Source organism: Undibacterium sp. Tian12W (genome assembly GCF_049339405.1).
GTDB lineage: Bacteria > Pseudomonadota > Gammaproteobacteria > Burkholderiales > Burkholderiaceae_D > Undibacterium.
Map to the genome: position 1 here is coordinate 83878 of NZ_JBMPPK010000010.1, position 24782 is coordinate 108659.

The 24782-nt window shown below is 52.8% G+C and carries 19 protein-coding genes; 6 read left to right on the plus strand and 13 right to left on the minus strand.

What is annotated here, in order from left to right:
* Positions 1 to 114 precede the first annotated feature (114 nt).
* The gene (locus tag ACO0LI_RS14075; RefSeq protein WP_423033069.1) at positions 115 to 1146 is read right to left on the minus strand and encodes a LysR family transcriptional regulator; all 1032 of its coding nucleotides are present in this window, start codon (positions 1144 to 1146) and stop codon (positions 115 to 117) included.
* Between the two features lie 190 nt (positions 1147 to 1336).
* Here ACO0LI_RS14075 and ACO0LI_RS14080 point away from each other — a divergent pair, with 190 nt between their 5' ends.
* Genes ACO0LI_RS14080 through ACO0LI_RS14095 form a run of 4 tightly spaced genes read left to right on the plus strand, consistent with a single transcriptional unit; the run spans position 1337 to position 8345 of the window.
* Positions 1337 to 2245 carry an alpha/beta hydrolase gene (locus ACO0LI_RS14080; RefSeq protein ID WP_423033070.1) on the plus strand — a complete coding sequence of 303 codons (909 nt, stop codon included), beginning with the start codon at positions 1337 to 1339 and terminating at the stop codon, positions 2243 to 2245.
* Positions 2246 to 2303: 58 nt separating this feature from the next.
* Complete coding sequence (locus ACO0LI_RS14085; protein ID WP_423033071.1) at positions 2304 to 3545, plus strand: efflux RND transporter periplasmic adaptor subunit; 1242 nt, start codon at positions 2304 to 2306, stop codon at positions 3543 to 3545.
* Positions 3546 to 3585: 40 nt separating this feature from the next.
* Positions 3586 to 6813, plus strand: a complete 3228-nt coding sequence (locus ACO0LI_RS14090; protein WP_423033072.1) for an efflux RND transporter permease subunit — start codon at positions 3586 to 3588, stop codon at positions 6811 to 6813.
* A gap of 11 nt (positions 6814 to 6824) precedes the next feature.
* A complete protein-coding gene (locus ACO0LI_RS14095) occupies positions 6825 to 8345 on the plus strand; it encodes an efflux transporter outer membrane subunit (RefSeq protein WP_423033073.1) in 1521 nt (506 codons plus the stop codon).
* Positions 8346 to 8436: 91 nt separating this feature from the next.
* Here ACO0LI_RS14095 and ACO0LI_RS14100 read toward each other — a convergent pair whose 3' ends face one another.
* From ACO0LI_RS14100 to ligD, 4 genes are all read right to left on the minus strand, one after another.
* Positions 8437 to 8643 carry a hypothetical protein gene (locus tag ACO0LI_RS14100; RefSeq protein ID WP_422950783.1) on the minus strand — a complete coding sequence of 69 codons (207 nt, stop codon included), beginning with the start codon at positions 8641 to 8643 and terminating at the stop codon, positions 8437 to 8439.
* A gap of 179 nt (positions 8644 to 8822) precedes the next feature.
* Positions 8823 to 10121: an Nramp family divalent metal transporter gene (locus tag ACO0LI_RS14105; RefSeq protein ID WP_423033289.1), complete on the minus strand. Its 1299-nt coding sequence runs from the start codon at positions 10119 to 10121 to the stop codon at positions 8823 to 8825.
* A 195-nt stretch (positions 10122 to 10316) separates the two neighbouring features.
* Positions 10317 to 12017, minus strand: a complete 1701-nt coding sequence (locus tag ACO0LI_RS14110) for a RecQ family ATP-dependent DNA helicase (protein WP_423033074.1) — start codon at positions 12015 to 12017, stop codon at positions 10317 to 10319.
* A 39-nt stretch (positions 12018 to 12056) separates the two neighbouring features.
* Positions 12057 to 14666, minus strand: a complete 2610-nt coding sequence (gene ligD / locus ACO0LI_RS14115) for a DNA ligase D (protein WP_423033075.1) — start codon at positions 14664 to 14666, stop codon at positions 12057 to 12059.
* A gap of 245 nt (positions 14667 to 14911) precedes the next feature.
* On the opposite strand from ligD, the gene ACO0LI_RS14120 reads away from it, so the two are divergent.
* Complete coding sequence (locus ACO0LI_RS14120; protein WP_422942550.1) at positions 14912 to 15067, plus strand: hypothetical protein; 156 nt, start codon at positions 14912 to 14914, stop codon at positions 15065 to 15067.
* A gap of 50 nt (positions 15068 to 15117) precedes the next feature.
* On the plus strand, positions 15118 to 15294 hold the full coding sequence (locus ACO0LI_RS14125; RefSeq protein ID WP_422950786.1) for a DUF3606 domain-containing protein: 177 nt from the start codon (positions 15118 to 15120) through the stop codon (positions 15292 to 15294).
* Between the two features lie 85 nt (positions 15295 to 15379).
* Here ACO0LI_RS14125 and ACO0LI_RS14130 read toward each other — a convergent pair whose 3' ends face one another.
* The 8 genes from ACO0LI_RS14130 to ACO0LI_RS14165 form a co-directional block, all read right to left on the minus strand.
* The gene (locus ACO0LI_RS14130) at positions 15380 to 16375 is read right to left on the minus strand and encodes a Ku protein (RefSeq protein ID WP_423033076.1); all 996 of its coding nucleotides are present in this window, start codon (positions 16373 to 16375) and stop codon (positions 15380 to 15382) included.
* Positions 16376 to 16523: 148 nt separating this feature from the next.
* A complete protein-coding gene (pdeM, locus tag ACO0LI_RS14135; RefSeq protein WP_423033077.1) occupies positions 16524 to 17174 on the minus strand; it encodes a ligase-associated DNA damage response endonuclease PdeM in 651 nt (216 codons plus the stop codon).
* Positions 17171 to 19645, minus strand: a complete 2475-nt coding sequence (locus tag ACO0LI_RS14140; RefSeq protein WP_423033078.1) for a ligase-associated DNA damage response DEXH box helicase — start codon at positions 19643 to 19645, stop codon at positions 17171 to 17173. The genes pdeM and ACO0LI_RS14140 overlap by 4 nt, the downstream gene beginning before the upstream one ends.
* The gene (locus ACO0LI_RS14145) at positions 19629 to 21275 is read right to left on the minus strand and encodes an ATP-dependent DNA ligase (RefSeq protein ID WP_423033079.1); all 1647 of its coding nucleotides are present in this window, start codon (positions 21273 to 21275) and stop codon (positions 19629 to 19631) included. The genes ACO0LI_RS14140 and ACO0LI_RS14145 overlap by 17 nt, the downstream gene beginning before the upstream one ends.
* Positions 21268 to 22341 carry a ligase-associated DNA damage response exonuclease gene (locus tag ACO0LI_RS14150; protein WP_423033291.1) on the minus strand — a complete coding sequence of 358 codons (1074 nt, stop codon included), beginning with the start codon at positions 22339 to 22341 and terminating at the stop codon, positions 21268 to 21270. Before ACO0LI_RS14150 ends, ACO0LI_RS14145 begins: the two co-directional genes overlap by 8 nt.
* 151 nt (positions 22342 to 22492) lie before the next feature.
* Positions 22493 to 22804 carry a DUF3325 domain-containing protein gene (locus ACO0LI_RS14155; RefSeq protein ID WP_423033080.1) on the minus strand — a complete coding sequence of 104 codons (312 nt, stop codon included), beginning with the start codon at positions 22802 to 22804 and terminating at the stop codon, positions 22493 to 22495.
* Complete coding sequence (locus ACO0LI_RS14160; RefSeq protein WP_423033081.1) at positions 22797 to 24470, minus strand: PepSY-associated TM helix domain-containing protein; 1674 nt, start codon at positions 24468 to 24470, stop codon at positions 22797 to 22799. The genes ACO0LI_RS14155 and ACO0LI_RS14160 overlap by 8 nt, the downstream gene beginning before the upstream one ends.
* Before the next feature lie 14 nt (positions 24471 to 24484).
* Complete coding sequence (locus ACO0LI_RS14165) at positions 24485 to 24781, minus strand: iron uptake protein (RefSeq protein ID WP_423033082.1); 297 nt, start codon at positions 24779 to 24781, stop codon at positions 24485 to 24487.
* Position 24782 lies beyond the last annotated feature (1 nt).

Here is a 24782-nt window from a genome sequence, read left to right on the forward strand (position 1 = left end):
ACGACTTTAGCGGGCAAACGGGAAATGATTTAATTGAAATACATTATTTGTTGTAAATTTAATTTTGCCAAAATGCTATTGCTTAAAATCAACTCATGCAAGCAGGGTAGCTACTTAAAACACACTTTCAGCAATATTCTTTTGCTCAATGACTGAGCGCAAAGTATTGTAGGCTGGGCGTTGCTCAGGTTTGCCAGCGAAAGCACATTCGCCCGTACCGTTAAGCAATTCTGCATCGCGGCCACTGAACAAAGGGCAGCGCGGGAACAGTTCTGCCACCCAATCGACAAAGGCGCGTACTTTTGGTGACAGATGGCGGTTGGCCAGATAGACCACCGAGATAGGCATGGGGGCGGGTGTCCATTGCGGCAATACTTCGCGCAATGCGCCGGATTGCAGATGCGGCATCAGCATGAAGCGTGGTGCCTGTATCAGGCCAAAACCCTTGACGGCACAATCGATATAAGCTTCAGAATCATTGACGGATATCTTGCCATTGACCGTGACATCCACGGTCTTGCCATCGACGACAAAATCCCAGTCAAGGTTGCGGCCCGTGCGGCTGGAAAAATAATGCACAGCCTGGTGGTGCTGCAAGTCTTCTATGCTTTGTGGCTCACCATGGGTGTCGAGATAATCTGGCGCAGCGCAAGTAATGCTCTGGAAAGTGCCTATGCGGCGAGCCACCATGCTGGAATCCTGCAATTCGCCGACCCGTATGACGCAATCGACCGCCTCCTGCACCATATCAACCATGCGGTCACCCATGCCCATGACCAGTTTGATGTCAGGGTAGCGCGAATAAAATTCACAGACTTGCGGCAGCAGGATCAACCTGCCTATCGAGGTTGGCACGTCTATACGAAGTTGCCCCTTGGGGCCGCGCGCCACATTCTGGAATGAGGATTCAGTCTCGTCCACGTCTGCCAAAATGCGCACACAGCGTTCATAGTAGGCCGCGCCGTCTGGTGTAAGGCTCAGGCGGCGAGTGGTGCGGTTCAGCAGGCGCACCTGCAGCAGGCTTTCCAGATTCTGGATGATGGTCGTGACAGTGGTACGCGGCAAGCCGAGGTTATCGGCGGCGCGGGTAAAACTATTGCTGTCTACCACGCGGGTGAAGACTTGCATTGCCTGGAAACGGTCCATCGCGGTACTCCTGAATAACTGGTTGGCATAGTCAAGGACTATTCGTCTGAACGAAGTATAAACCTAATTCAAAGCTTGATTAGTCGGCCTGGCGGAATAGTCATGTTGGATTATAGGCGTTTATCCCGAAGCGCATCGCGCCTACTATTCGGTCCATTCACTAAGCTCTGGCGCGATTGGCGACAATATGATGGACGAAACAACAACAATCCTCACTAAACCCGGTACTTCTGATAAAAAAAGAAAGAAGACCACAAAGACGGCTGAGCCATCTTTGCAGATAGATAATTTCCTTATCCCTGGCCAGCTTGGGGTCATTCCTGTGCGTCTGTATCGCCCTCATGGCAATGCAGTTTTGCCGGTAGTGCTGTATTTCCACGGCGGTGGTTTCATCAGCGGTTCCCTGAATGATGCCGATGTTCCGGCACGCTTCATTGCGCGTAACAGCAATGTCATCGTCTTGTCCGTGGGTTATTCATTGGCCCCGGCCAAGCCTTTTCCGGCCGCGCCGGAAGATGCCTACACCGCCATGCTGTGGGCAATAAAAAATGCTGCCAGCATCAGGGCTGACGCCAGCCGTCTGGCAGTGGCAGGTGATGATGCCGGTGGCAACCTGGCGACTTGCCTGACCCTGATAGCACGTGACCGTAATGCCCCACCGATACTGGCGCAGGCACTGATAGGCCCGATGCTGGACCCGAGCATGACACGCCTGGGTGACGCCAAAAAACTGGAGTCTGACCTGACCCCGCAAGAATGCGCGCACTGCTATGGCCAGTACCTGCCGCGCTCCTTGCAGCGCCTGCACCCGTACGCTGCGCCGCTGGAATCCAGCCGCCTGGGTGGTTTATCCCCCGCCTTTATCGCTACTGCTGAACATGATGTCCTGCACGTGGAAGCAGAAAAATATGCAGCAGCCCTGATCACGGTAGGCGTGCCTGTGCAGGTTGCCCGCTTTGCCGGGATCAAGCATGCCTCATTGCCTGAGCATCAGCCGGTGCTGGTGGAAGTGGCGGATTTTTTACGCCGCCGCCTTGCAGTTCCCAATGATTTGAACACATCTGCTTTCGTATCCCTGGAGGAAAAACAAAATGTCTGACAAAACAAAAGACTCTCAAGAACTCAGTAACTTACATACTACATCCACGAGGAATATCATGTCTGAATCTACCAGCTCCACTATATCAACAGCTCCTAGCCGTAAATCCATAGCCATCAGCGCCGCCGTTGTCCTGTTGATTGCCGCTGCTGGCACCATAGGTGCTATTAATGTCGAAGCCAATGATGCCCCCAAGGCTGCGCCGCCAGCAACGACGGTTGATGTCGCTGAAGTCGTCAGCCGCAATATCGTCGATTGGCAAAATTATTCTGGCAAACTCGAAGCCGTCGATAGGGTAGAAATACGCCCCCTGGTTGGCGGTACCTTGACTGCCGTGCATTTCAAGGATGGCAGCCTGGTCAAAAAGGGTGATTTGCTGTTCACCATAGACCCACGCCCGTATGCGGCTGAAGTAGCACGCTTCCAGGCGCAACTGGCAGCAGCAGAAGCACGCGCAGCCTACACCAGTTCTGACGTGGCCCGCGGTGAGAGACTGCTCGGTGAAAACGCCATCGCCCGCCGTGACTTTGAAGAAAAACAAAATGCATCGCGTGAAGCAGCGGCCAATGTGCTGGCAGCGCAGGCAGCATTGAAAACAGCCAGACTCAATCTTGAATATACCCAGATCACCGCACCGGTTGCTGGCCGTATCTCGCGGGCCGAGGTCACTGTAGGCAACGTCATTGCAGTCGGTGCCAGTTCGCCGCCTTTGAGTACGCTGGTATCCGTTTCGCAAGTGTATGCATCCTTTGACGTGGATGAGCAAAGTTTCTTGAAATACGTGAACCCGGCACAGGCGAAAAATACCCAGGTGCCAGTCTTCCTGGGTCTGGCCAATGAAGACGGTTATTCGCGTCAGGGCAAGGTGGTTTCCATCGACAACCGTGTGGATACTTCCTCAGGAACTGTACGTGTACGTGCCGTGTTTGAAAACCAGGATGGTTTGCTCTTGCCTGGCCTGTATGCCCGCGTACGCCTCGGTGGCGGTGCACCGCATGCAGCCCTGATGATAGATGAAAAAGCCGTGGGCACTGATCAAAGCAAACGCTTCGTGCTGGCAGTCGATAAGGACAATCACACTGCTTACCGCGAAGTACGCCTCGGTACCAGGCAGGAAGATATGCTGATTGTGGAATCTGGTCTCAAGGTCGGTGAACGCATTGTCGTCAATGGCCTGCAACGTACACGACCAGGGGACGCCATTACACCAAACATGGTGCCTATGAGTAAAGTCGCGGCTGTTCCGGCAACGCCTGATACCAGTACTGCTGCAGAAAAAACTGTTGCTAACAAGTCCTGATCATCGCGTACACAAATATAAAAGCAGATAGAAAAATATCATGAATATCTCAAAATTCTTTATCGACCGCCCCATCTTCGCCGGGGTGCTGTCGGTAATTATCTTGCTGGCCGGTGCGCTGGCCATGTTCCAGTTACCTATCTCGGAATATCCCGAGGTGGTGCCACCTTCTGTCGTGGTGCGGGCGCAGTACCCCGGTGCCAACCCCAAGGTGATTGCAGAAACCGTGGCTTCTCCTCTGGAAGAATCCATTAACGGCGTGGAAAACATGCTGTACATGCAGTCACAGGCAAATAGTGACGGCAACCTGACGGTGACCGTCAATTTCAAGCTCGGTGTAGACCCTGACAAGGCGCAGCAACTGGTGCAAAACCGTGTCTCGCAAGCCTTGCCACGCCTGCCTGCGGATGTGCAACGCCTGGGGGTGACGACGATCAAGAGTTCACCTGCATTGACCATGGTCGTGCATCTGATTTCACCTGATAACCGCTATGACATGACCTACCTGCGCAACTATGCAGTGCTGAATGTCAAAGACAGGCTGGCACGTATCAAGGGTGTGGGTGAGGTGGGCTTGTTTGGCTCGGGCAATTACGCCATGCGCGTCTGGCTGGACCCGCAAAAAGTCGCACAGCGTGGCCTGACTGCGTCTGACGTGGTGAACTCCATACGTGAACAAAACGTACAGGTGGCGGCAGGTGTCATTGGCGCATCACCAAATGTGCCGGGCACACCTTTGCAATTCAATGTAAATGCGCAGGGCCGTTTGAAATCAGAAGCAGAATTTGCCGAGATCATACTCAAGACTTCTGCCGATGGTGCAGTTACCCGCCTGGCGGACGTGGCGCGCATAGAGCTGGATGCTTCCGAATATGGCTTGCGTTCGCTGCTCGACAATAAACCGGCAGTAGCGATACCTATCTTCCAGGCACCTGGCGCGAATGCGCTGGACGTGTCTGACCAGGTGCGTGCAGCGATGAAAGAATTGTCGGCAGACTTCCCCAGCTCAGTCCAATACAAGATCGTATATGACCCTACGCAATTCGTGCGTTCAAGCATCCATGCAGTCGTAGAGACTTTGCTGGAAGCGATTGCGCTGGTGGTGCTGGTGGTCATCGTGTTTTTGCAAACCTGGCGTGCTTCGCTGATCCCTTTGCTGGCCGTGCCAGTCTCCATCGTCGGTACTTTTTCACTGATGCTGGGTTTTGGCTATTCCATCAATGCCTTGTCATTATTCGGTATGGTTCTCGCCATCGGTATCGTCGTCGATGATGCGATTGTGGTGGTGGAGAATGTGGAGAGAAATATCTCGGCTGGCCTGTCACCGAAAGAAGCGACTTACCGCGCCATGCGTGAAGTCAGCGGCCCTATTATCGCTATCGCCTTGACGCTGGTTGCGGTATTCGTACCATTGGCCTTCATGACTGGCTTGACCGGGCAATTCTACAAACAGTTTGCGATGACGATTGCGATTTCGACTGTGATCTCTGCCTTCAACTCGCTGACTCTGTCACCAGCACTTGCTGCGATTTTGCTCAAAGGCCATGATGAAAAACCTGACTGGCTGACCAAAGTCATGAACCGCCTGTTTGGCCGCTTCTTCAATGCATTCAACCGCATGTTCAATCGCGGTTCTGAAAAGTATTCCAAAGGTGTCGCTGGCGTGATCTCACGCAAGGCATCCAGCATGGTGGTGTATGTGGTATTGCTGGCGGCAGCCGTGGGTATTTCCTATATCGTGCCGGGTGGCTTTGTACCTGGGCAAGACAAGCAATACCTGATCAGCTTTACGCAATTGCCTAATGGCGCAACGCTGGACAGGACTGAAAAAGTCATCCGTGATATGTCGGCCATCGCCCTGAAAGAACCGGGTGTGGAAAGTGCAGTTGCCTTCCCTGGTTTGTCCATCAACGGCTTTACCAATAGCTCCAGCGCCGGTATTGTTTTTGTGACCCTGAAACCGTTTGAAGAACGCCGCAGTGCCGAGCTTTCTGCCAATGCGATTGCAGGCAAGCTGAACCAGAAGTATTTCGGCATCAAGGATGCTTTCATTGCCGTCTTCCCGCCGCCTCCTGTCATGGGTCTCGGTACAGTTGGCGGCTTCAAGATGCAGATCGAAGACAAGGGTGCGCTCGGTTATGCAGAACTGGATGCCGCCACACAGGCCTTTATTGCTGCTGCCAAAACAGCGCCAGAACTGGGCCCTATGTTCTCCAGCTATCAGATCAATGTGCCACAACTGGATGTGAATCTTGACCGCGTCAAGGCCAAGCAACTCGGTGTACCGGTGACGGATGTATTTGACACCATGCAGATTTATCTTGGTTCTTTGTATGTGAATGACTTCAACCGTTTTGGCCGCGTATATCAGGTACGTGCCCAGGCAGATGCGCCTTACCGTGCCAAGCCTGAAGATATCCTGCAATTGAAAACCCGCAATACGGCTGGTGAAATGGTGCCACTGTCTTCGCTGGTCAAGGTGACACCAAGCTTTGGTCCTGAAATGGTGGTGCGTTATAACGGCTATACCGCGGCAGATATCAATGGTGGCCCGGCCCCCGGTTATTCATCGAATCAGGCGCAGGCTGCGGCAGAACGTATTGCTGCAAAGACCCTGCCAGCCGGTATCAAGTTTGAATGGACGGACCTGACTTACCAGCAAATTCTGGCTGGCAATGCCGGTGTCTGGGTCTTCCCTATCAGTGTCTTGCTGGTGTTCCTGGTATTGGCAGCGCAGTATGAAAGCCTGACCTTGCCACTGGCTGTCATCATGATCGTGCCCATGAGTTTGCTGGCGGCTTTGACCGGCGTCTGGCTGACAGGTGGTGATAACAATATCTTTACCCAGATCGGTCTGATGGTACTGGTGGGGCTATCGGCCAAGAATGCGATTCTGATTGTGGAATTTGCGCGGGAGCTTGAACTGCAAGGCAGCACACCTTTGCAGGCCGCGATAGATGCCAGTCGCTTGCGTTTGCGTCCTATCCTGATGACTTCCATCGCCTTCATCATGGGTGTGGTGCCACTGGTGATTTCCAGCGGCCCAGGTTCTGAGATGCGTCATGCGATGGGTGTGGCAGTGTTCTTTGGCATGCTGGGTGTGACCCTGTTTGGCTTGTTCCTGACACCGGTATTTTATGTATTGCTGCGTACTCTTGCAGGTGGCCGCAAGCTGCATTCTGCGGTAGTGCATGAAGCGCCTGCCGTCGCACATGGTCACGATCATGAGCACGATCATGGCCACGCACATAGCGTAGTTAAAGTTTGAGAGGCATGATGATGAATACAATCAAACCCCTGAAGTCTGCTTCATCCCTGTTGATGTTATTGCTGGTGCTGGCTGGTTGTTCAGTCGCACCGACTTATCAGAAGGCAGAAGTGACAACTCCCGCCGCCTATAAAGAAGTGCAGGCAAGCAGCAACTTGAGCAACTGGAAAGAAGCGCAACCTGCAGAAGAAGTCGCCCGTGGCGACTGGTGGAAAATCTTTGCAGACGACAGTCTCAATGAGATGGAGGTTCAGGCAATGGCGGCCAACCAGAACCTCAAAGCGGCTGCTGCCCGTCTGAAGCAATCCCGCGCCTTGCGCCAGGATGCGCGTGCGGGTCTGTTCCCGCAAGTGAATGCGGGCCTGGGTGCCAACCGTGGGCGTGCTGCCCCTGCGTCCCAGGGTTTGCCTGACAATACCCGCATGCCGACGTCCACGACCTACAATGCCCAGCTTGGTGCATCGTATGAACTGGATCTATTTGGCCGCGTCGCTTCCAGCATAGATGCGGCAACGGTAGATACGCAAAAGACTGAAGCCCTGTTCCAGTCCGTGCAACTGGCCTTGCAAGCCGATGTGGCGCAAGCCTACTTTTTGCTGCGTGAACTGGATGCAGAACAGGCTTTATATGCCGCCACGGTAGAGCTGCGCTCAAAAACCCTGAAGCTGGTGCAAACCCGTTTTAATGAAGGTGATATCAGCGAACTTGATCTGGCACGTGCTAAGGCAGAACTGGCAACTGCGCAATCAGAATCGCTGGGCCTGGCACGCACCCGTGCGGTGGCAGAACATGCACTGGCCGTCTTGCTGGGCAAGACACCGGCAGAATTCAATTTCTCTCCAAGGCCCTTGTCACGCATTGCTCTCAATATTCCGGCAGGTTTGCCATCAGACTTGCTGGAACGCAGGCCAGATATTGCCGCAGCAGAACGCAGCATGGCCGCCGCCAATGCCCGCATCGGTGTGGCACGCTCAGCTTTCTTCCCCAGGCTGGATATCACAGGCTCTGCTGGTTATGCATCGGCCAGCCTGGGTGATTTGCTGAACTGGAGCAGCCGCACCTTCCTGCTCGGGCCTTTGTTGTCCATGCCTCTGTTTGATGGTGGGCGTCGTCAGGCCAGTGTAGACAGGGCAGGCGCAGTGTATGAAGAAGATGTCGCCAACTACCGCCAGACCGTGTTGAATGCCTTCAGGGAAGTCGAAGACAACCTGGCTGACTTGCGGATTTTGCGTGACCAGACTCAGGCGCAAGACAATGCTGTGCAGGCGGCAGAGCGGGCAGCGAAACTCTCGCATGTGCAATACCGCGAAGGCTCGGTCAGTTATCTGAACGTGATTGATGCGGACCGTACGGTATTGCAGCAACAGCGCATCGCTGCTCAACTGGATGGTGCGCGTGCCAGGTCGGCAGTGAGTTTGATACGGGCTATTGGTGGTGGCTGGGATGCTCGCAATTCTGCTCCGGTGGTGCTAACAACACCATCGGCTACCGATCCTAAGCTAGCCTTGCAGCAGCCGACTAAAAGCAACTAAAGATAAAGATCACTGAAGATTTCCACCCTCCCAGAACAAGTTCTGGTTTTCACAGCGTATTTCTTTCGAGGAGTACGCTGTTTTTTCATCATCAATGCAGTGTCGGCACCATCGCATCGACAACTTCATCGCCAGCAATCAGCGCATCCTGCTCAGTCTGGTATAAATCCTTGTCAGGGTGATGCACCATGATGCCATTGATCTCTACGCCTAATGTCCAACCGTTGCCATATTCTACTGTTTCCAGACGGACGGTCGCTCGCAAAATGCCTTTTCCAACGCTTTTAACTATAATCATTTTGAGCTCCATTTAGCTTATTTGGATTTGTCCTGAAATACCACTTGCTAGCTACAGCTTAGATGTCCTGGGTCCTGTTATCCATCAGACAGTGATGCCAGTGCTTGTAAGAGATCGCCTGTTCATTCTTGCCTGAATGGTATTTTACCTATGAAATCCATTCAATCTACGCAATCTACTTAAAGGGTGAATGCCATAGCAACAACTGCCGCGCCCATCATTGCTGTAGCCAGCCACCCCAGGATTTTCAAGCGGCGGGAAATAACAAATTGCCCCATTACGGCGGGCTTGGCTGCCATCAACATCATGACGACCATGACAGGCACAGAGATGACGCCGTTGATCACCGCACTCCAAAACAATGCCTTGATAGGATCAACATTACTGAGACTGAGAATGACACCGATGACAGTTGACACCGCAATCACCGCGTAAAATTCCCTCGCTTGGGTAGCAGTATGCTCAAGACTGTTTTTCCATTTGAAACTGCCTGCAATGGCGTAGGCAGAAGAACCAGCCAGCACAGGAATAGCCAGCAAACCTGTGCCGATAATGCCGAGGCTGAATAACAGGAAAGCAAATTCACCTGCGATAGGTTTCAATGCCGCCGCTGCCTGTGCTGAGGACTGTATATCGGTTTGCCCATGCATATGCAAAGTCACTGCAGTAGTCAGCATGATGAAAAACGCCACCATATTGGAAAACCCCATGCCGATAAAGGTATCAATATTGATACGCTTTAAACTTTTGATCGCCTGCAAGGGTGCTTTCAATAATGCGGTTTCTTCTGGCTTTGCGCGCAATTCCTCGACCTCCTGTGAGGCTTGCCAGAAAAACAGGTAAGGGCTGATGGTGGTACCAAATACAGCGACGATCATCGTCAGATATTCAGCTTTCATTGAAATATGCGGCATCACAGTGCTTGCTACTACCTGGCCCCAGGGGATGCGTACCACGAATACTGTTGCCACATAGGCCAGCAAGGCCATTGTCAGCCATTTCAATACCCGCACATAATGCTGATAGGGGATAAAAACCTGCAACACGATGGATATCAGGCCAAAAACAATGGCATACCATTTCGCCTGGCCACCTAATAGCAACTTCGTCGCTTCACCCATGGCCGCGAGATCGGCACCGATATTGATGCAGTTGGCGACCAGCAAAGAGCCAACAATGAAGTACAGCAACCATTTTGGATAATGCCGTGCGATATTGGTGGCAAGCCCGTGGCCGCTGACCCTGCCTATGCGTGCGCTGACTATTTGTATGCCGCACATCAGCGGATAAGTCAGCAATATTGTCCACAACATGTTGAAACCGAACTGCGCGCCAGCCTGTGAATACGTGGCTATGCCGCTGGGGTCATCGTCAGCTGCGCCCGTGATCAGGCCAGGCCCCAACTTGGACAGGACGGAGTCCTTGTTATCATTGTCTGCCAGCGTTGCTGTGGTCTCAATTGTTTCTGCTGGTGGCATCATAAGCTTTCTTATCTCTTTTTTCTGTATGCGTCATGCACCGGATTTGATTTGTGAATTTGATTTTTATCTGGAACTCATCGTTTTTCCAATCATATTCATCTTGCATGATAAATCCTGCTCCAGACAGATGCGGTCAGTTTCAAGCGCCTGCTGGTGTAGGAGAAAGTCGCTATCTACAGTTTGGAAGTTTGTTCATGCTGGCATGACGAATTCCCGCAAAAAGGTTTTCACCAGGTTTTGTGGAAATTCCACCGTGACCTGCTCACCTTCGACTGCAATGACAGTGCCGACCTCGAATTTTTTTAACCTGACCTGTGATCCCACTTCAAAAGTGGAGATCAGTTCTTTATGTTCTTCAACTGGATGTAGAGGAGGAATGAGAATTTCCAGCGTACTATTGTCTTCAGCCATGACTGTCGGTGGAGACAGGCAGTTATCGCACTGGCAGCATTGTTTGAAGTCATGATCATCGTCAAAATAATCCAGCAATAATTTCCAGCGGCAAAATCCGCTTTGCGCATAGGACACCATTTTTTCCAAAGCGATGCGGGCGGCATCCTGCTTTTGCTGGTACGTGGCACTTAATTCAGAGAATATTTCCGGCTGAGTCTGCCTCGGCTTAATCAAATAGTTCAATTTACGATCCTGCCGCAGCACGCCACCATCCTTGAGCAGCTTGAGGCTGATTTTCAATTTGCTTGCTGGCATATCGCTCAGTATGCCCTTGATGTCTGCAAACGATAGACTTGGTTTTTGTACGCTCATTTCTTGTAAGTGCTGAGAAAGCGCTTGCAATTCGTGTGCCTCAGGATAGTTTTTTGTCAGGAAGAATTGCTGTACACGTTTATCGTCCTGGAAATAAAGCAAGGTGCAATCTGCCGGCAAGCCATCGCGACCGGCACGGCCTGATTCCTGATAATAAGTTTCCAGGCAGGCAGGTACCTGCAAATGTATGACAAAGCGTATATCGCTTTTATCTATGCCCATGCCAAAGGCATTGGTCGCCACCATCAGGCGGCAGGCACCACTCATGAATAATTCCTGGTTTTGTTTGCGTTCAGTGGCAGATAGTTTTCCATGGTAGCAGGCGACACTTTCTTCACTCTGTTGCAAGTGTTCATATAGTGTATTGACTGCCTTGACCGTCGTGCCATAGATGATGCCTGCGCCCTTGCTTTCCCTGATCATGCGCGTCACCAGCGCCAATTTTTCTTCTTCATTGGTGGTCTGGATGACGCGATACCGCAGGTTTTTACGGTAGATGCCAGTGTTGATAACATGGGGTTTGATCATGCCCAGTTGTTTTTCCATATCTGCAATGATGTCTTCCGTTGCGGTGGCCGTCAGTGCAAGTATGGGAGGGCGGTGCAGACTGCGGATGGCGGCTGCCAGTTCAAGATAGGCAGGACGGAAATCATGGCCCCATTGCGAAATGCAATGTGCTTCATCAATGACTACCAGGGCAATATTGACCGTTGTCAGCAACAGTAAAAAATCTGGCGACGTCAGGCGCTCTGGGGTGCAAAATATGATCTTGCTGTTGCCGTTAGCAATGTCATCCAGCGCATTCTGTTCTTCAGCATGAGTAAGGGTGCTGTTGAGCTGGCTGGCATGCATGCCCAGCTCTGTCAGTTTTTCCAGCTGGTCTTTCATCAGTGAAATCAGTGGCGAAACGACAATGGTCACACCACCCAAAATTGCCGCAGGGATTTGGTAACAAAGCGATTTTCCACTTCCCGTCGGCATGATCGCCAGCGTATCCCGTCCTTCCAGCACGCTGTCTATCACAGCCTGTTGGCCATTGCGAAATTTGGTAATGCCAAATACCTCGTGCAGCAGGCTGTAGATCTGTTTCTTCCTTTGGGCAGCGGCTTTAAATGATGTTGTTGACATGGATGGCTTTGAATGTGAGTGAGACAGAAGAAGAGAACATTATTTACGTACAACTTTAAACCCCAGTTTTTTCATACTGGCTGTTATTGACCTGGCAGAGCCTGCATAATCTTTCCAGGGCTCATTTCCCGCATCCAGGCGTTCATGGGCGGTATGCACTGTCCAGTGATTACCGCCGTGCAGTTTGTTCAGTTCTTCCCAAGTGACTGGTACGGATATACCCATCCCCGGCCTGGCGCGTGCTGACCAGGCGCAGGCTGTGGTTGCACCCAGGCCATTACGCAGGTAATCGATGAATATTTTCCCCACACGGTTTTTAGGGCCGCTTTTTGCAACAAAACGCTCGGGGATAGTATTGGCCATGTGGGTCACGATGGCTTCAGAAAAATCCTTGACGGTGTTCCAGTCATAGCGTTTCTTGATGGGCACTACGACATGCAAGCCTTTGCCACCGCTGGTTTTTAAAAATGGCAAGAGTTCAAGCTCCACCAGCATGGCCTGCATTAAACTGGCTGCTTCCTGCACTGATTTCCAGTCCACGCCTTCGCCAGGATCAAGGTCAAACACCATGCGGTCTGGCTTGTCGAATGAAGCCGCAGTAGCATTCATGGTATGCACTTCTACGGTGTTCCACTGGGCTGAGTAAATCAGGCCTTCCGGTTTTTTGATCACCAGCAAACCGGGGTGACCCGGCAGTAAATTATCCGCGGTCTGGATGACGCCAGGCAGGGTCCTGGTATCGGCATGCTTCTGGAAAAATAATTCACCACTGACACCGGCTGGGGCGCGTACCAGTGCTAGTGGCCGGTCTTTCAGGTGATCCATCATCAAGGGGGCAATCAAGGCATAGTAACGCACCAGTTGCAGCTTGGTGGTGCCGCTTTCTTCATCCATGATGCGTGCAGGGTGGGTGATCTTGAAGTCTGCTGGCAGGGTCTCATGCACATCTGCATTGTTACTTATCTTGACTGCTTTATCTGGTTTTGCTGCATTCCTGATTCTTTGCCATTTGCCGGGCCGTGTTTTTTCTGCCGATGCTGCATGCGCGGGATTTACTGCTTGCTCGCGCACGATGGAACTGGCTGGTTTATCTGTCCTCAAACCCTGGAAGACCGAATGCCGGATATGCCCGGCGCTGGTCCACTCGCCAAAACTGACTTCGGCAACCAGCTCAGGCCTGACCCAGTGTGATTTGCTGTCTATGCCGGTATTGCCAGCGAACGGACGTTGTTCACTTACCAGGCCATCAAGTTGCTTACGCAAGGCTTTGAGGCTTTTGTCATTGAAGCCAGTACCGACATTGCCAGCATAGTGCAGCTTGCCATCTTTGGCATAGACACCGAGCAATAAAGACCCTATGCCTATGCGTGAACCTTGCGGTTCAGTAAAACCGCCAATGACAAATTTCTGGCGCTGTGCGCATTTCAGTTTGATCCAGTCATCGCTGCGCCTTGATACATACGTCGATGATTTAAGTTTTCCTATCACGCCCTCCAGACCCATCTGGCAAGCCGCAGCGACAATCTCGCCAGGATCATGGTCGAATATGCCGCTGAAGCGCACCAGTTCGGACGTTTGTCTTTGCATGATGCGTTCCAGCACCTGACGCCTTTCCCACAAGGGTACATCACGCAGATCGTGACCGGCACAGTAGGGCAAGTCGAAGATGAAATAATGAATGGCCCTGGTATTGTTTTCATCGAAAGCCAGTTGCAGTGCGCCAAAGTCTGGTTTGCCATCGTCATCGAGTACCACGATTTCACCGTCATACCAGCCATCGGGTAAATCCATGCCGAGCAACTCCTTGTGCAGGCGTGGCAGTTTTTTTGTCCAGTCATTCTGGTTGCGGGTGAATAGCTGTATCTCGCCGTTTTCTACACGGCTTAGCAGGCGGTAACCATCAAACTTGATTTCAAACAGCCAGTCATCCACATTCGCCGGGGCGCTGCTGACCAGTGTAGCAAGCTGGGGCTTGAGGCCCGCTGGTAACTTCGCTGCTTTTGCCAGTGCAGGCGGTCCGCTGGTGCTGGATTCTTCTTTTGCAGTTTGTGTCTCTACCGCTTCTGTATTTGAATCATCGTCTTCCATGGCAGGCATGCCCAGCGCCTTGACACTCTCAGCCTGTTCATCAACAACACTGAAATCACTGGCAGGGCGGGCGAACTCATCTTTCTCCTTGATCAGCAACCAGGCTTCCTGCTTGCCTTTGGCATTGCGCATTTTGATCAGTGCCCATTTGCCACGTAGCTTGTGACCAAACAGCTCAAACTTCAGATTGCCATTTTCATAACCTTGGCGCGCATCGCCCAGGGGTTTCCAATAACCCTTGTCCCAGATGATGACCTTGCCCGCACCATATTGCCTGGCCGGGATAGTCCCCTCAAAAGTGTTATAGGAAATAGGATGATCTTCGACATGTATCGCCATGCGCTTGTCGTGCGTATCAAAACTTGGGCCGCGCGGTACGGCCCAGCTTTTCATGGTGCCATCGAGCTCTATACGAAAGTCATAATGCAGGCTGCTGGCCCAGTGTTTCTGGATAACAAAAGCCCGCGCCTTTTCGTTAGGCGTGCCACCTTCCGCAGGTTCGGAGGTAATTGAAAAATCGCGCTTGGATTTATATTTTTGCAGCGCGTCTGGTTTTGCCATGATGAACTTTCTGTCGTGAAATACGCTTGTATTGATCAAATGTGATAGCGCTCAGTATAAATTCATGAATACAGACGGGCTATCAGCCAGGTGATGACAAGCATGTAGGAACAAGCCTAGCTATCCTACATCTGCTTCGTTTATCGTCCTACATACAAGCCTGAGTGCATTGGCTACTGTGGCATCTCACAGCATCTGCTGTTCTGGATGCTTGACATCATTAAATTATTTATCAGGAGAAAGTAATGACAAAACGCATAGGCAATAAAGATGAAGCACAACACCGTGGCAAACAGGAAAAACGCGACATCAAGCGTACCAATGTCGCCGCAGAAGCAGAAAAGAAGCTGGCCGCCAAGGCTAAATACCGTAATGCGGTAAAAGGCCAGCCCGCACCATAATAGGGTGCTGCACAGGGTGTTGCTGTCAACAACAAATCAAGGAGGCTGACATGGCCGACAATCTGCAAAACCGTGGTCCGCAAGACGCTTCAAGGGTGAACGTGAGTGAACCCTGGGAAGTCGCTTACTGGACCAGGAAATTTGACTGTACCAAAGATGAACTGGTCACTGCCGTACAAGAAGTGGGCACCAGTGCTGTTGCAGTAGAAAAGCATTTGCAGCATTAGTTTGTAACAACAAATTTAAACAGCCTGGCAGTATCTTTGATACTCGCCAGGCTGTTAAATTTTCACAATGCCTGTTCGCCGGATATCAGGCGCTGCGTCTTTGTCTGGGTGCTGCAGCCTTGGCTTTGACTGCTGCGGTTTTGCTCGTTTTTGTTACGGGTTTTGCCTTGCTTTTGCTGACAGCTGCAGCGGCTTTTTTGCGGATAGGTACAGGTTCTCCGGATTTGTCAGCCGTGGTTTTGGATTTGGACTTGGCTGTGATTTTTGTGGCTTTAGCTGCAGGTTTTTTACCCAGGCTTTGTTGCAGCAAACCAACCAGGTCATACACCTGCGCACTGCGTGGTTTTTCTTCTGTTTCCGCTTCCGGCATGGTGATGGTCTTGGTTTGTCTGGCCTTCACTTTTTTCTTGACCAGTGCCAGTACATCTTCGCGGTAAGTATCATGATATTGTGCGGGGTTCCATGCTTCTGTCATGCCATCCACCAATGACATGGCCATGGCAATTTCCTTGTCAGAAATGCCCGCAGTCTTTGTACTCTTGGCCGGTAATTTCAATTCACCCGTATCGCGTATTTCATCGCTGTAACGCAAGGTATTGAGAACGATCGCATCATCTATGGCCAACAAGGCGCACAGATGCTGCTTGGTGCGGATCACCACTTCGGCAATCGCCACCTTGTCTGCCTTGCGCAGGGTTTCCCGTAACAGGGCATATACCTTGTCGCCGCCCCGGTCAGGCACCAGGAAATACGGCTGTTCATAATAAGTCAGTGGCACTTCACTGGCATCGACAAAAGACTGGATATCAATAGTCTGCGTTGCTTTTACATTGGCCTGTTTCAAGTCTTCATCTGACAGCACGACATATTCATCCGGCTTGTATTCATAGCCCTTGACGATATCTTCCCATTTGACCTCTTTGCCGCTTGCCTTGTTATAGCGACGGAAACCAATAGGAGAAAAATCACGCTTGTCCAGCATGGTCAGATCAAGAGCATTGTCTGCCACTGCTGAAAAAAGCTCTACCGGGATATGGACCAGACCAAAGCTGATCGCACCTTTCCATATTGCGTGTGCCATGTTGACTCCTGCTGGATGATATTTTTTCTGTTAAATGAGTTCTAGTATTCACTCTCCATATTGCGCTTCATCCTGTATAAAAAATGTCAGAACATAATGAAAATCGTGTAGGAATATGCTGCGAGAAGGGGTAATAAGTGGCAATAACTCAATTGCCAATTTTCATGACCCTGTCGTCTGCAATAATAAATATCTGTTCTCCCACTTGCGGGACCATGGAGTAGGTGCCCGTAAAAGCGCCAAAGGCAGGCAGTATAGTGCGCCGCTCACCGACGACAAAGCAGGGCAAGCGCAGCGAATCACGTTTGCCATGCAAATGAAAAGACGGGTGCACATGGCCGGCCAGCACATAGCCATCGCTTTCAACATCAGGATAATGGCAAAAGGCGTATGGCCCGCTGCGGAAAGGTTCATTGACGATATGGATGCCTAATTCCTGCGGTGGGTCGCCTGCCCGCAAATCATGGTTGCCACGTACCAGCGTCATTTCAAGTGCAGGGTGGCTAGTGCGCCAGTTGAGCAGACTTTGTAGTGTGGCGGCTGAAATATCAGGCGCATGCAAAAAATCCCCCAAAAAAATAATGTGCTGGGTCGGGTAGCTCATTATGAGCTCATCCAGCAGTTCAAGATTTTGTGCTGTCGTACCATGCGGCACGGGCACACCCAGGCGGCGGAATGTAGCTGCCTTGCCAAAGTGAATGTCAGCAATGATCAGTGTTGAATTGCTGGGCCAGTACATGGCTTTCTGTGGCAACAGCATGAGCATTTCACCTGCAACCTCAAGTTCCAGTACCATCATGATTGCGCTGCCTTTTCAAGCTCACGCACCATGCGGGCGATGCGGTCCGAGAGTTTTTCTGTACTGAGTTTCTCACGGAACAGTTCCACCATGAGCGGGAAGGCAAATGGCGTGGGCCTGGCGATTTCACGCAAGACAATTTGTTTTTGTTGTAGCTGTTGCAAGGTCTGGCGCAGGCGTGTCAATTCCAGTTCCTGCTCCAGTACTTCACGCTGGGCCTGGGTCAGCAACAAATTTTCAGCATCATGCTTGCGGAATACTTCAAAAAACAAACTTGATGATGCCTGCAACTGGCGGTTTGATTTTGGCTGTCCAGGGTAACCCTGGAATACCAGCCCGGCGATGCGGGCAATTTCGCGAAAGCGTCGCTGCGACAGTTCAGTCGCATTCAGGCTCAGTAAGACATCTTCCAGCAGCATGTCGGTGCTGAACAGGGCTGTCTCTTTGCCTGAACCTGCATTAAACAATAAAGCCCAGTCTGTCGATTGCGGTGCCAGCAACTCAAAACCATAATCATTAAAGCCTATGGAAAAAGTATTGGCCTGGTGCTTTGCCATGCGGTAGGCAAGTAATGCAGCAAGGCCCGCATGCACGGCGCGCCCTTCAAACGGATACATGAACAGGTGAAAGCCTTCGCGGCTTTGCATAGTTTCTATCAAGAGTATCTCTGGCGTTGGCAGGGCAGACCAGCGTTGCTGTATGTCGAGCAAGGGTTTCAGGGCTTTCATTTCAGGGCCATCAAATTCCTGTCTGGCGGCGAGACGCAGTTGCTCCAGCGCTGCGTGGGCCAGTTCAGAAGACAAAGGCATTTTACCGCCTTGCCAGCGCGGTATGGTTCCCTTTTTGCCTACTGCACGTTTGACATAGACTGTCATTTCATAAACGCGGATAAATTCCAGTATGCGGCCACCAAACAAAAAATGATCCCCCTTTTTCAGGCGCGAGATAAAGGATTCCTCTATCGTCCCTATACGGCTGCCGCTGATGAATTTAACGCTGATGGATGCTTCAGAAACGATGGTACCTATGCCCATACGGTGCCTGCGGCCTATGGCGGGATCTGGCACGCGATAGATACCACCTTCATCTTCTACCACTTTATGGTATTCAGGATAGGCAATCAGGCTCTGGCCACCGCGGGCGACAAAGTCGAGCACCCATTGCCACTCATCCGAGGTCAGATTGCGGTAGGAATATGCCGCCCTGACTTCTGCATACAGGTCTTGCGAACGAAAGCCGCCACCCAGCGCCACCGTCACCACATGCTGTACCAGCACGTCGAGTGGCTTGTCAGGTACCTGGCGGGCTTCTATCTGGCGCAGGGCGACGGCCTGTTTGGCGCCGGCAGCTTCCAGCAATTCCAGCGTATGCGTGGGAACCAGGGTTACCCGTGACACGCGCCCTGGTGCATGGCCACTGCGCCCGGCTCTTTGCATGAGGCGCGCGACGCCGCGTGCGCTGCCAATTTGCAGTACCCGTTCCACCGGCAAGAAATCCACGCCCAGGTCCAGGCTGGATGTACACACCACGGCTTTCAATTGCCCTGCTTTCAGACCCTGCTCAACCCAGTCCCGCACCTGCTTGTCCAGTGAACCATGATGCAGGGCGATGACACCCGCCCAGTCGGGGCGCGCTTCCAGCAGGTTCTGGTACCAGATTTCTGCCTGTGAGCGGGTATTGGTAAACACCAGGGTACTTTGATGTTTGTCAATTTCTGCGACGACTGCTGGCAGCATTTGCAGGCCCAGATGACCGGCCCAGGGGAAGCGGGAAGGATTGGCCGGTATCAGCGTATCGACCTTGATCTTTTTCTGGGTCTGGCCCTGTACCAGCAAGCCATTGCCGACACCCAGCAAGGCATCGCGTGCCTGTTCCAGGTTGCCCAGGGTTGCCGACAAGCCCCAGACCAGCAATTGTGGGTTCCATGCCTTCAGCCTGGCGATGGCCAGCTGGGTTTGTACGCCACGCTTGTTACCCATCAGTTCATGCCACTCATCGACGATGATCATGTCCAGTTGAGCAAACTGGGCCTGGGCATCGTTCTTGCTCAACATCAGCGACAGGCTTTCTGGTGTGGTGATCAGGGTCGCAGGCAAGGCCTTGGCCTGACGCGCACGCTCGGCAGAGCCGGTATCGCCGGTGCGTGCGCCTATGCTCCATCGCGGCAATAACTCATCTGGCAACTCAGTCAGGGGCTCTTGCAAGGCACGCAAGGTATCTGCTGCCAGCGCCCGCATGGGCGTGATCCACAATACCCTGAGACCTGGTGTGCTTCTTTTATTCGGCTTTCTTTCCATGGCCCGCAGTAGCGCAGCAAACCAGACGGCATAGGTTTTACCTGAGCCCGTACTCGCATGCAAAATGCCAGACTCGCCGGCATGCGCCGCTTTCCAGACTTCACGCTGGAAGGGGAAGGTTTTCCACCCCTTTGCAGCAAACCAGTCTTTGACTGCCTTAGTTGCCAAGCTCATGCGCTTTGCTAGTAGCCAGTAAATTTTTCAAGTCATCCAGGGTATTGGCTTCTTCTATCTGCTTGTCGTCACGTCGCCGCAGTATGCGTGGGAAACGTACTGCAATGCCAGCCTTGTGCCGCGTGGAAAGCGAGATACCTTCAAAGCCGATTTCAAACACCATGCTGGGTTTGACGCTGCGTACCGGGCCAAATTTCTCTATGGTGGTCTTGCGGATCACGGCATCAACCTGGGCGATTTCTGCATCTGTCAGGCCGGAGTAGGCTTTGGCAAAAGGCACGAGTATGCGCTTGCCTTCGGCATCTTCGTCCCACACTGCAAAAGTATAGTCGGTATACAGCGATGCACGACGGCCATGGCCGCTCTGGGCGTAGATGAGTACTGCGTCGATGGAATAAGGATCGATTTTCCATTTCCACCATGTGCCCACATCCTTGGTGCGGCCCACGCCATATTGGGCATTGACAGCCTTGAGCATCATGCCCTCGACACCCAGTGCCCGGGAGTTCTGGCGTAGCAGGGCCAGGTCCTGCCAGTCCGGCTTCTCTAAAACGGGGGAAATCCTGAGCATGGGGTTGTTGACGCTAGTGACCAATTTTTCCAGCAGGGCGCGTCGTTCATGCTGTGGCAGATGGCGCAAGTCAGCCTGTTCCAGTTCCAGCAAATCGTAGGCCACCATCACCGCTGGCAGCTCGGACAAGAGTTTTGTAGTGAGGCTCTTGCGGCCTATGCGTTTTTGTAAATCAGCAAACGGGGCAGGGCGGTCTTCAGTCCACACCAGGATTTCGCCATCAATGGCGGTGCCGTTTGGCAGAGGCACGGCGGCTATTTCCGGGAAGCGTTCAGTAATCAGGTCTTCGCCACGCGACCACAGAAACGTCTGGTTGTCACGGCGCAGCAGTTGCGCACGTATGCCATCGTATTTCCATTCTGCCTGCCAGCCAGTGATGTCGCCAAGGGATTCTGGCGCAGCGGATAACTGATGCGCCAGAAAAAATGGGTAAGGCTGACCACCACGCAAACTATGTTCCTGGTCTGACTGGGCGGCTATCAGTTTCATGAAGCCGTCTGCTGTTGGAGCCACACGGCCATCTGTCCAGCCCATGAGCCTTTGTGCGATCAGCTTGTTATCGACTTTGGCGACATCGCCAAGTGCGCGCGTGACCAGTAGTTTCGATACGCCGACACGAAAGCCGCCGCCTATCAGCTTGCCCAGTAAAAAACGTTCAGGTGTGGTCAGTTCATCCCAAAAAGAAAACAGGGCACTGCGTATCACCTCTGGTGTTGCGCCACGCAGAGGGGCGATTCTTTCCAGCATCCAGTTTGCCAGGCCGACATGGGCTTGCCGTACAGGTGGTGGCAAAACATGGGCGATGGTTTCCGACAGGTCGCCTACCGCCTGATAGCATTCTTCAAACAGCCATTCTTCGATATTGGCATATTCCATGGCAAATTGCCGCAGCAGTTTGCTCGGTACTGCCTGACGTGGTTTGCCCCCCGCCAGAAAATACACTGCCCATGCTGCATCCTCAGGGGGTGACTGGCTGAAATAAGTTTTCAAGGCATCCAGCTTGCGGTTGGTGGATGTGGTTTCATCCAGTTGGGCGTAGAGCTGGGCGAATTCACGCATGATCGCCTTCTTTGGTTTTTTCTGTTCCCGTTTCTGTTCCCGCTACTGCTGCCTCTACAGCAACTGTTGCAGAGGCTTCGTCTTCATCCCCGTATTCAGTATCAAAGCCAGATGCCTGCAAGCCTTGTTGCTGCAAATAACGCACCATGACGGGTATTGATCCATGGGTGACGATAATGCGTGAGGCACCCGTTGCATTGATCGCCTGCATCAGGCCCGGCCAGTCGGCATGGTCAGACAGCACAAAGCCCCTGTCCACGCCACGCCTGCGCCGTGCGCCCCGCAACTGCATCCAGCCGCTGGCAAAGGCATCGCTGAAATCGCCAAAGCGTTTTATCCATGGCGAATTGCCAGCAGAAGGCGGGGCGATGACAATTGCCTGTTTGAGCTCATTCTTGTCGTTGACATCGCTGACCATTTTTGTTGCTGGCAAGCGTATGCCCGCTTCGCGGTAAGCATGGTTCAGCGGTTCGACTGCACCATGGCAGATAATGCTGCCTATGCTGGCATTGAGCCCATGCAAAATGCGCTGTGCCTTGCCGAATGAATAAGACAGCAGCACGCTGGTCCTGCCCTGTGCTGCATTATTGCGCCACCACTGGTTGATGTCATCAAAAATACTTTGCTGGGCCTGCCAGCGGTAGATGGGCAGGCCAAAGGTGGATTCGGTAATGAAGGTATGACAGGCGACGGATTCAAACGGGGCGCAGGTGCCGTCGGCCTCTACCTTGTAGTCGCCAGAGGCCACCCACACTTCACCCTTGTATTCCATCCTGACCTGGGCAGAACCCAGCACATGTCCGGCAGGGTGCAGGGAGATCGTCACGCCATTGTGCAAGCGCTGCTCGCCGTATTCCAGCCCTTCTATGCTGATATCGCCCAGCCTCGATTTCATCACGCCGACACCAGCCGCTGCCGTCAGATAGTGTTCGTTCCCTATCCTGGCATGGTCAGAGTGCGCATGGGTGATGATGGCACGCGGTACCGGGCGCCAGGGGTCGATGTAGAAATCACCCGGCACGCAATACAGGCCTTCCTTACGGTTAACAACCAGATCACGCCCCAGATCACCCACGAGTTTCCCCTTGCATATCTATTCAATTGATAGCCCGCCTGCTGACGGGGCTATTGTAAGTTGAATTGATGATGGCAGAGATATACGGGTATCTCTGTGCGACAGCGTACTTTATGGGCGGAGGAGACCTCTCAGGAGTGATTTATACCCAGAACACCAGCACCCGCAACCAGTGCGGCCGCCAGGTCAGGGTAAAGGCTGTGCTGATGGCTGCAAACGCTACTGCCATGATCCATACCAGAGCTGCCATGGATGCATGATCGACTTTCAGGCAAAGCAGCAGTGAGGCAAACAAACCCGCTGCACCAAGGCAGCGCAGGCGTGTGACCAATTGCGGTGTCTGGGGAAGAGTACCGCGTACCTGTTCCCAGTGCACTTCCATGGCCAGCGCCAGCCATCCCATGCCCGCCACACTGGCAGCCAGGGCGACAATCAAAAACAGGGTATCAGGCATGGACAGTTTCCTTGTTTGACGCAGATGCTGTACTGCTTGCCCGTTGTCTCAGGTTACGGGCAGCCAACACTGCCACAGTAGCGCTGGTCAATATGAACAGATCGACACCGGCCACAGGCCAGTAAGCATTGCCGAGGGTACGCAACAGGTGGTCACCCGTTGTGATCCAGTTCAGCAAGACGGTGCTCACCGCCATTGCTGCTATTGCCCAGCATTGTTCCTGCCATGCGGGTGAAATGCCAGCTTTGGCGACGGGAGCAGAACGCCAGAAGGCATGTGCCATAGCCAATACCCAGCTAGCCCAGAACAGGTATTGCTCAAGATCGCCGCGTGCGGGCCAGCCAGTGGGTAGCTGGTCTGGCAGCAGCCGGTTGGCTGTCAGCATGCCCAGTGTAGCAAGCAAGGTACCCGTTACCGTGGTCACTGCCAGCGCATCGACAATACGCACACCCTGCTTGCCCTGTTTGGCATGTTGCAGTTTGCGCTTCTCAACGAAGAAGATAAAACCTGTGGCAATGCAGACGCAACCTGACAGGCCACCAAATACATACAGCCAGCGTAACAGCCAGTGGCGGAAGTGTTGCAGGTGCAGACCAGTCAGAAATTCATTGACGGTAGCTACCGCAGTTTGCGGCGGATCTTCACGCAAGACTGCGCCTGTCGATGCCTTGAAGTGTATGCCTTCGCCAGTGAGGGCAATACGGTCTGTGCCGGCCCGGTAAACGCTGACATAGCCATTGCTGTCACCGACATGCTGAAGCGCCAGGAAGCCGATCTCGCCTGCCATGCCACGGGCGGCCCAGCGGCGTTGCGCCTCGGTCATCATGACATCTACTGACGCCAGTGGCGCCACAATGCCAGAGCGATGTTGCGGCAGGCCAGTTTCCTGGGCTTCGAGTTTTTCGTGCAGTTCATGCAAAGGGGCAAGCTGGGTCTGGGTGACAGGGAAATAGATCCCGGCAAAAATGATCAGACCTGTCAGGGCAAAGAAAAAATGGAAGGGCAGGGCGACCACGCCTGTCAGGTTATGCAAATCCAGTACACGGCGCTGGCCACGTTTTTTTGCGCGGAAAGTAAACAATTCCCGAAATATCTTGCGGTGCATGACGATGCCACTGACCAGAGCAATCAGCATCACCATGGCAGAGAACCCGACTATCCAGTAGCCCAGGCTCAGCCAGTTCAGGTGCAGGCTGTAATGCAGCGGGTAAAAAAACTGGCTGCCGATTTTGAGGCGATCATCGGGCAGCGCATTGCCATTGCGCGGGTCTATGGTGCGCGATCCCCAGACCGCATCTTCAGGGTCTTTGGCATTGGGTATTTCATAGCCAGAGAAAATGCCCAGTACCGGATCGCGGTGGGTGGTGTAGGCACCCCAGCGGCGTACGGTATCAAAACGCTCAGGCGTGGCCCCCTTGACGCGCTCGCGCATGGAGTTGACGCTCTCTGCCGTTGGTTGCATGCTCTCGAAAACCGGGCGCAGTACCTTGTCAAAAGACGGCATGGGTTGCGGCGCAAAGCGTGATTGCGGAATCGCCCAGCGGTCTATCTCACGGTCAAATACCGACAGCGCACCAAAGAAAAACACCACGATAAGAACAAAGCCTAGCAGCAGGCCCAGCCAGGTATGCAGCCAGGCCAGTGCAAGACGGGAATTTTGGAACATGGTGATTTCTCTCTTCAAACCAGAGTGTGTTGCAGCGCTGATGCGCATACGGCCATCAAGACACCGCCACCACCCAGCAACAGCCACAGGCGCAACATGCTTTTAGCGATGAATGCCCACAGGAAGGCACCCAGATACACCAAAAAAACCAGCATGCTGCTCAGGTGCTCGGCATCATGAAAGGACATGCCAAGCGCAAACAAGCCAGCCATTCCCAGGGTGATGAAACCCCAGGAAAAAATGTAGGCACCCAATATGGCGGCTACAAAACGATGGACCAGAACCAGTCTGGCAGGCGCTTGGCTTGCCATG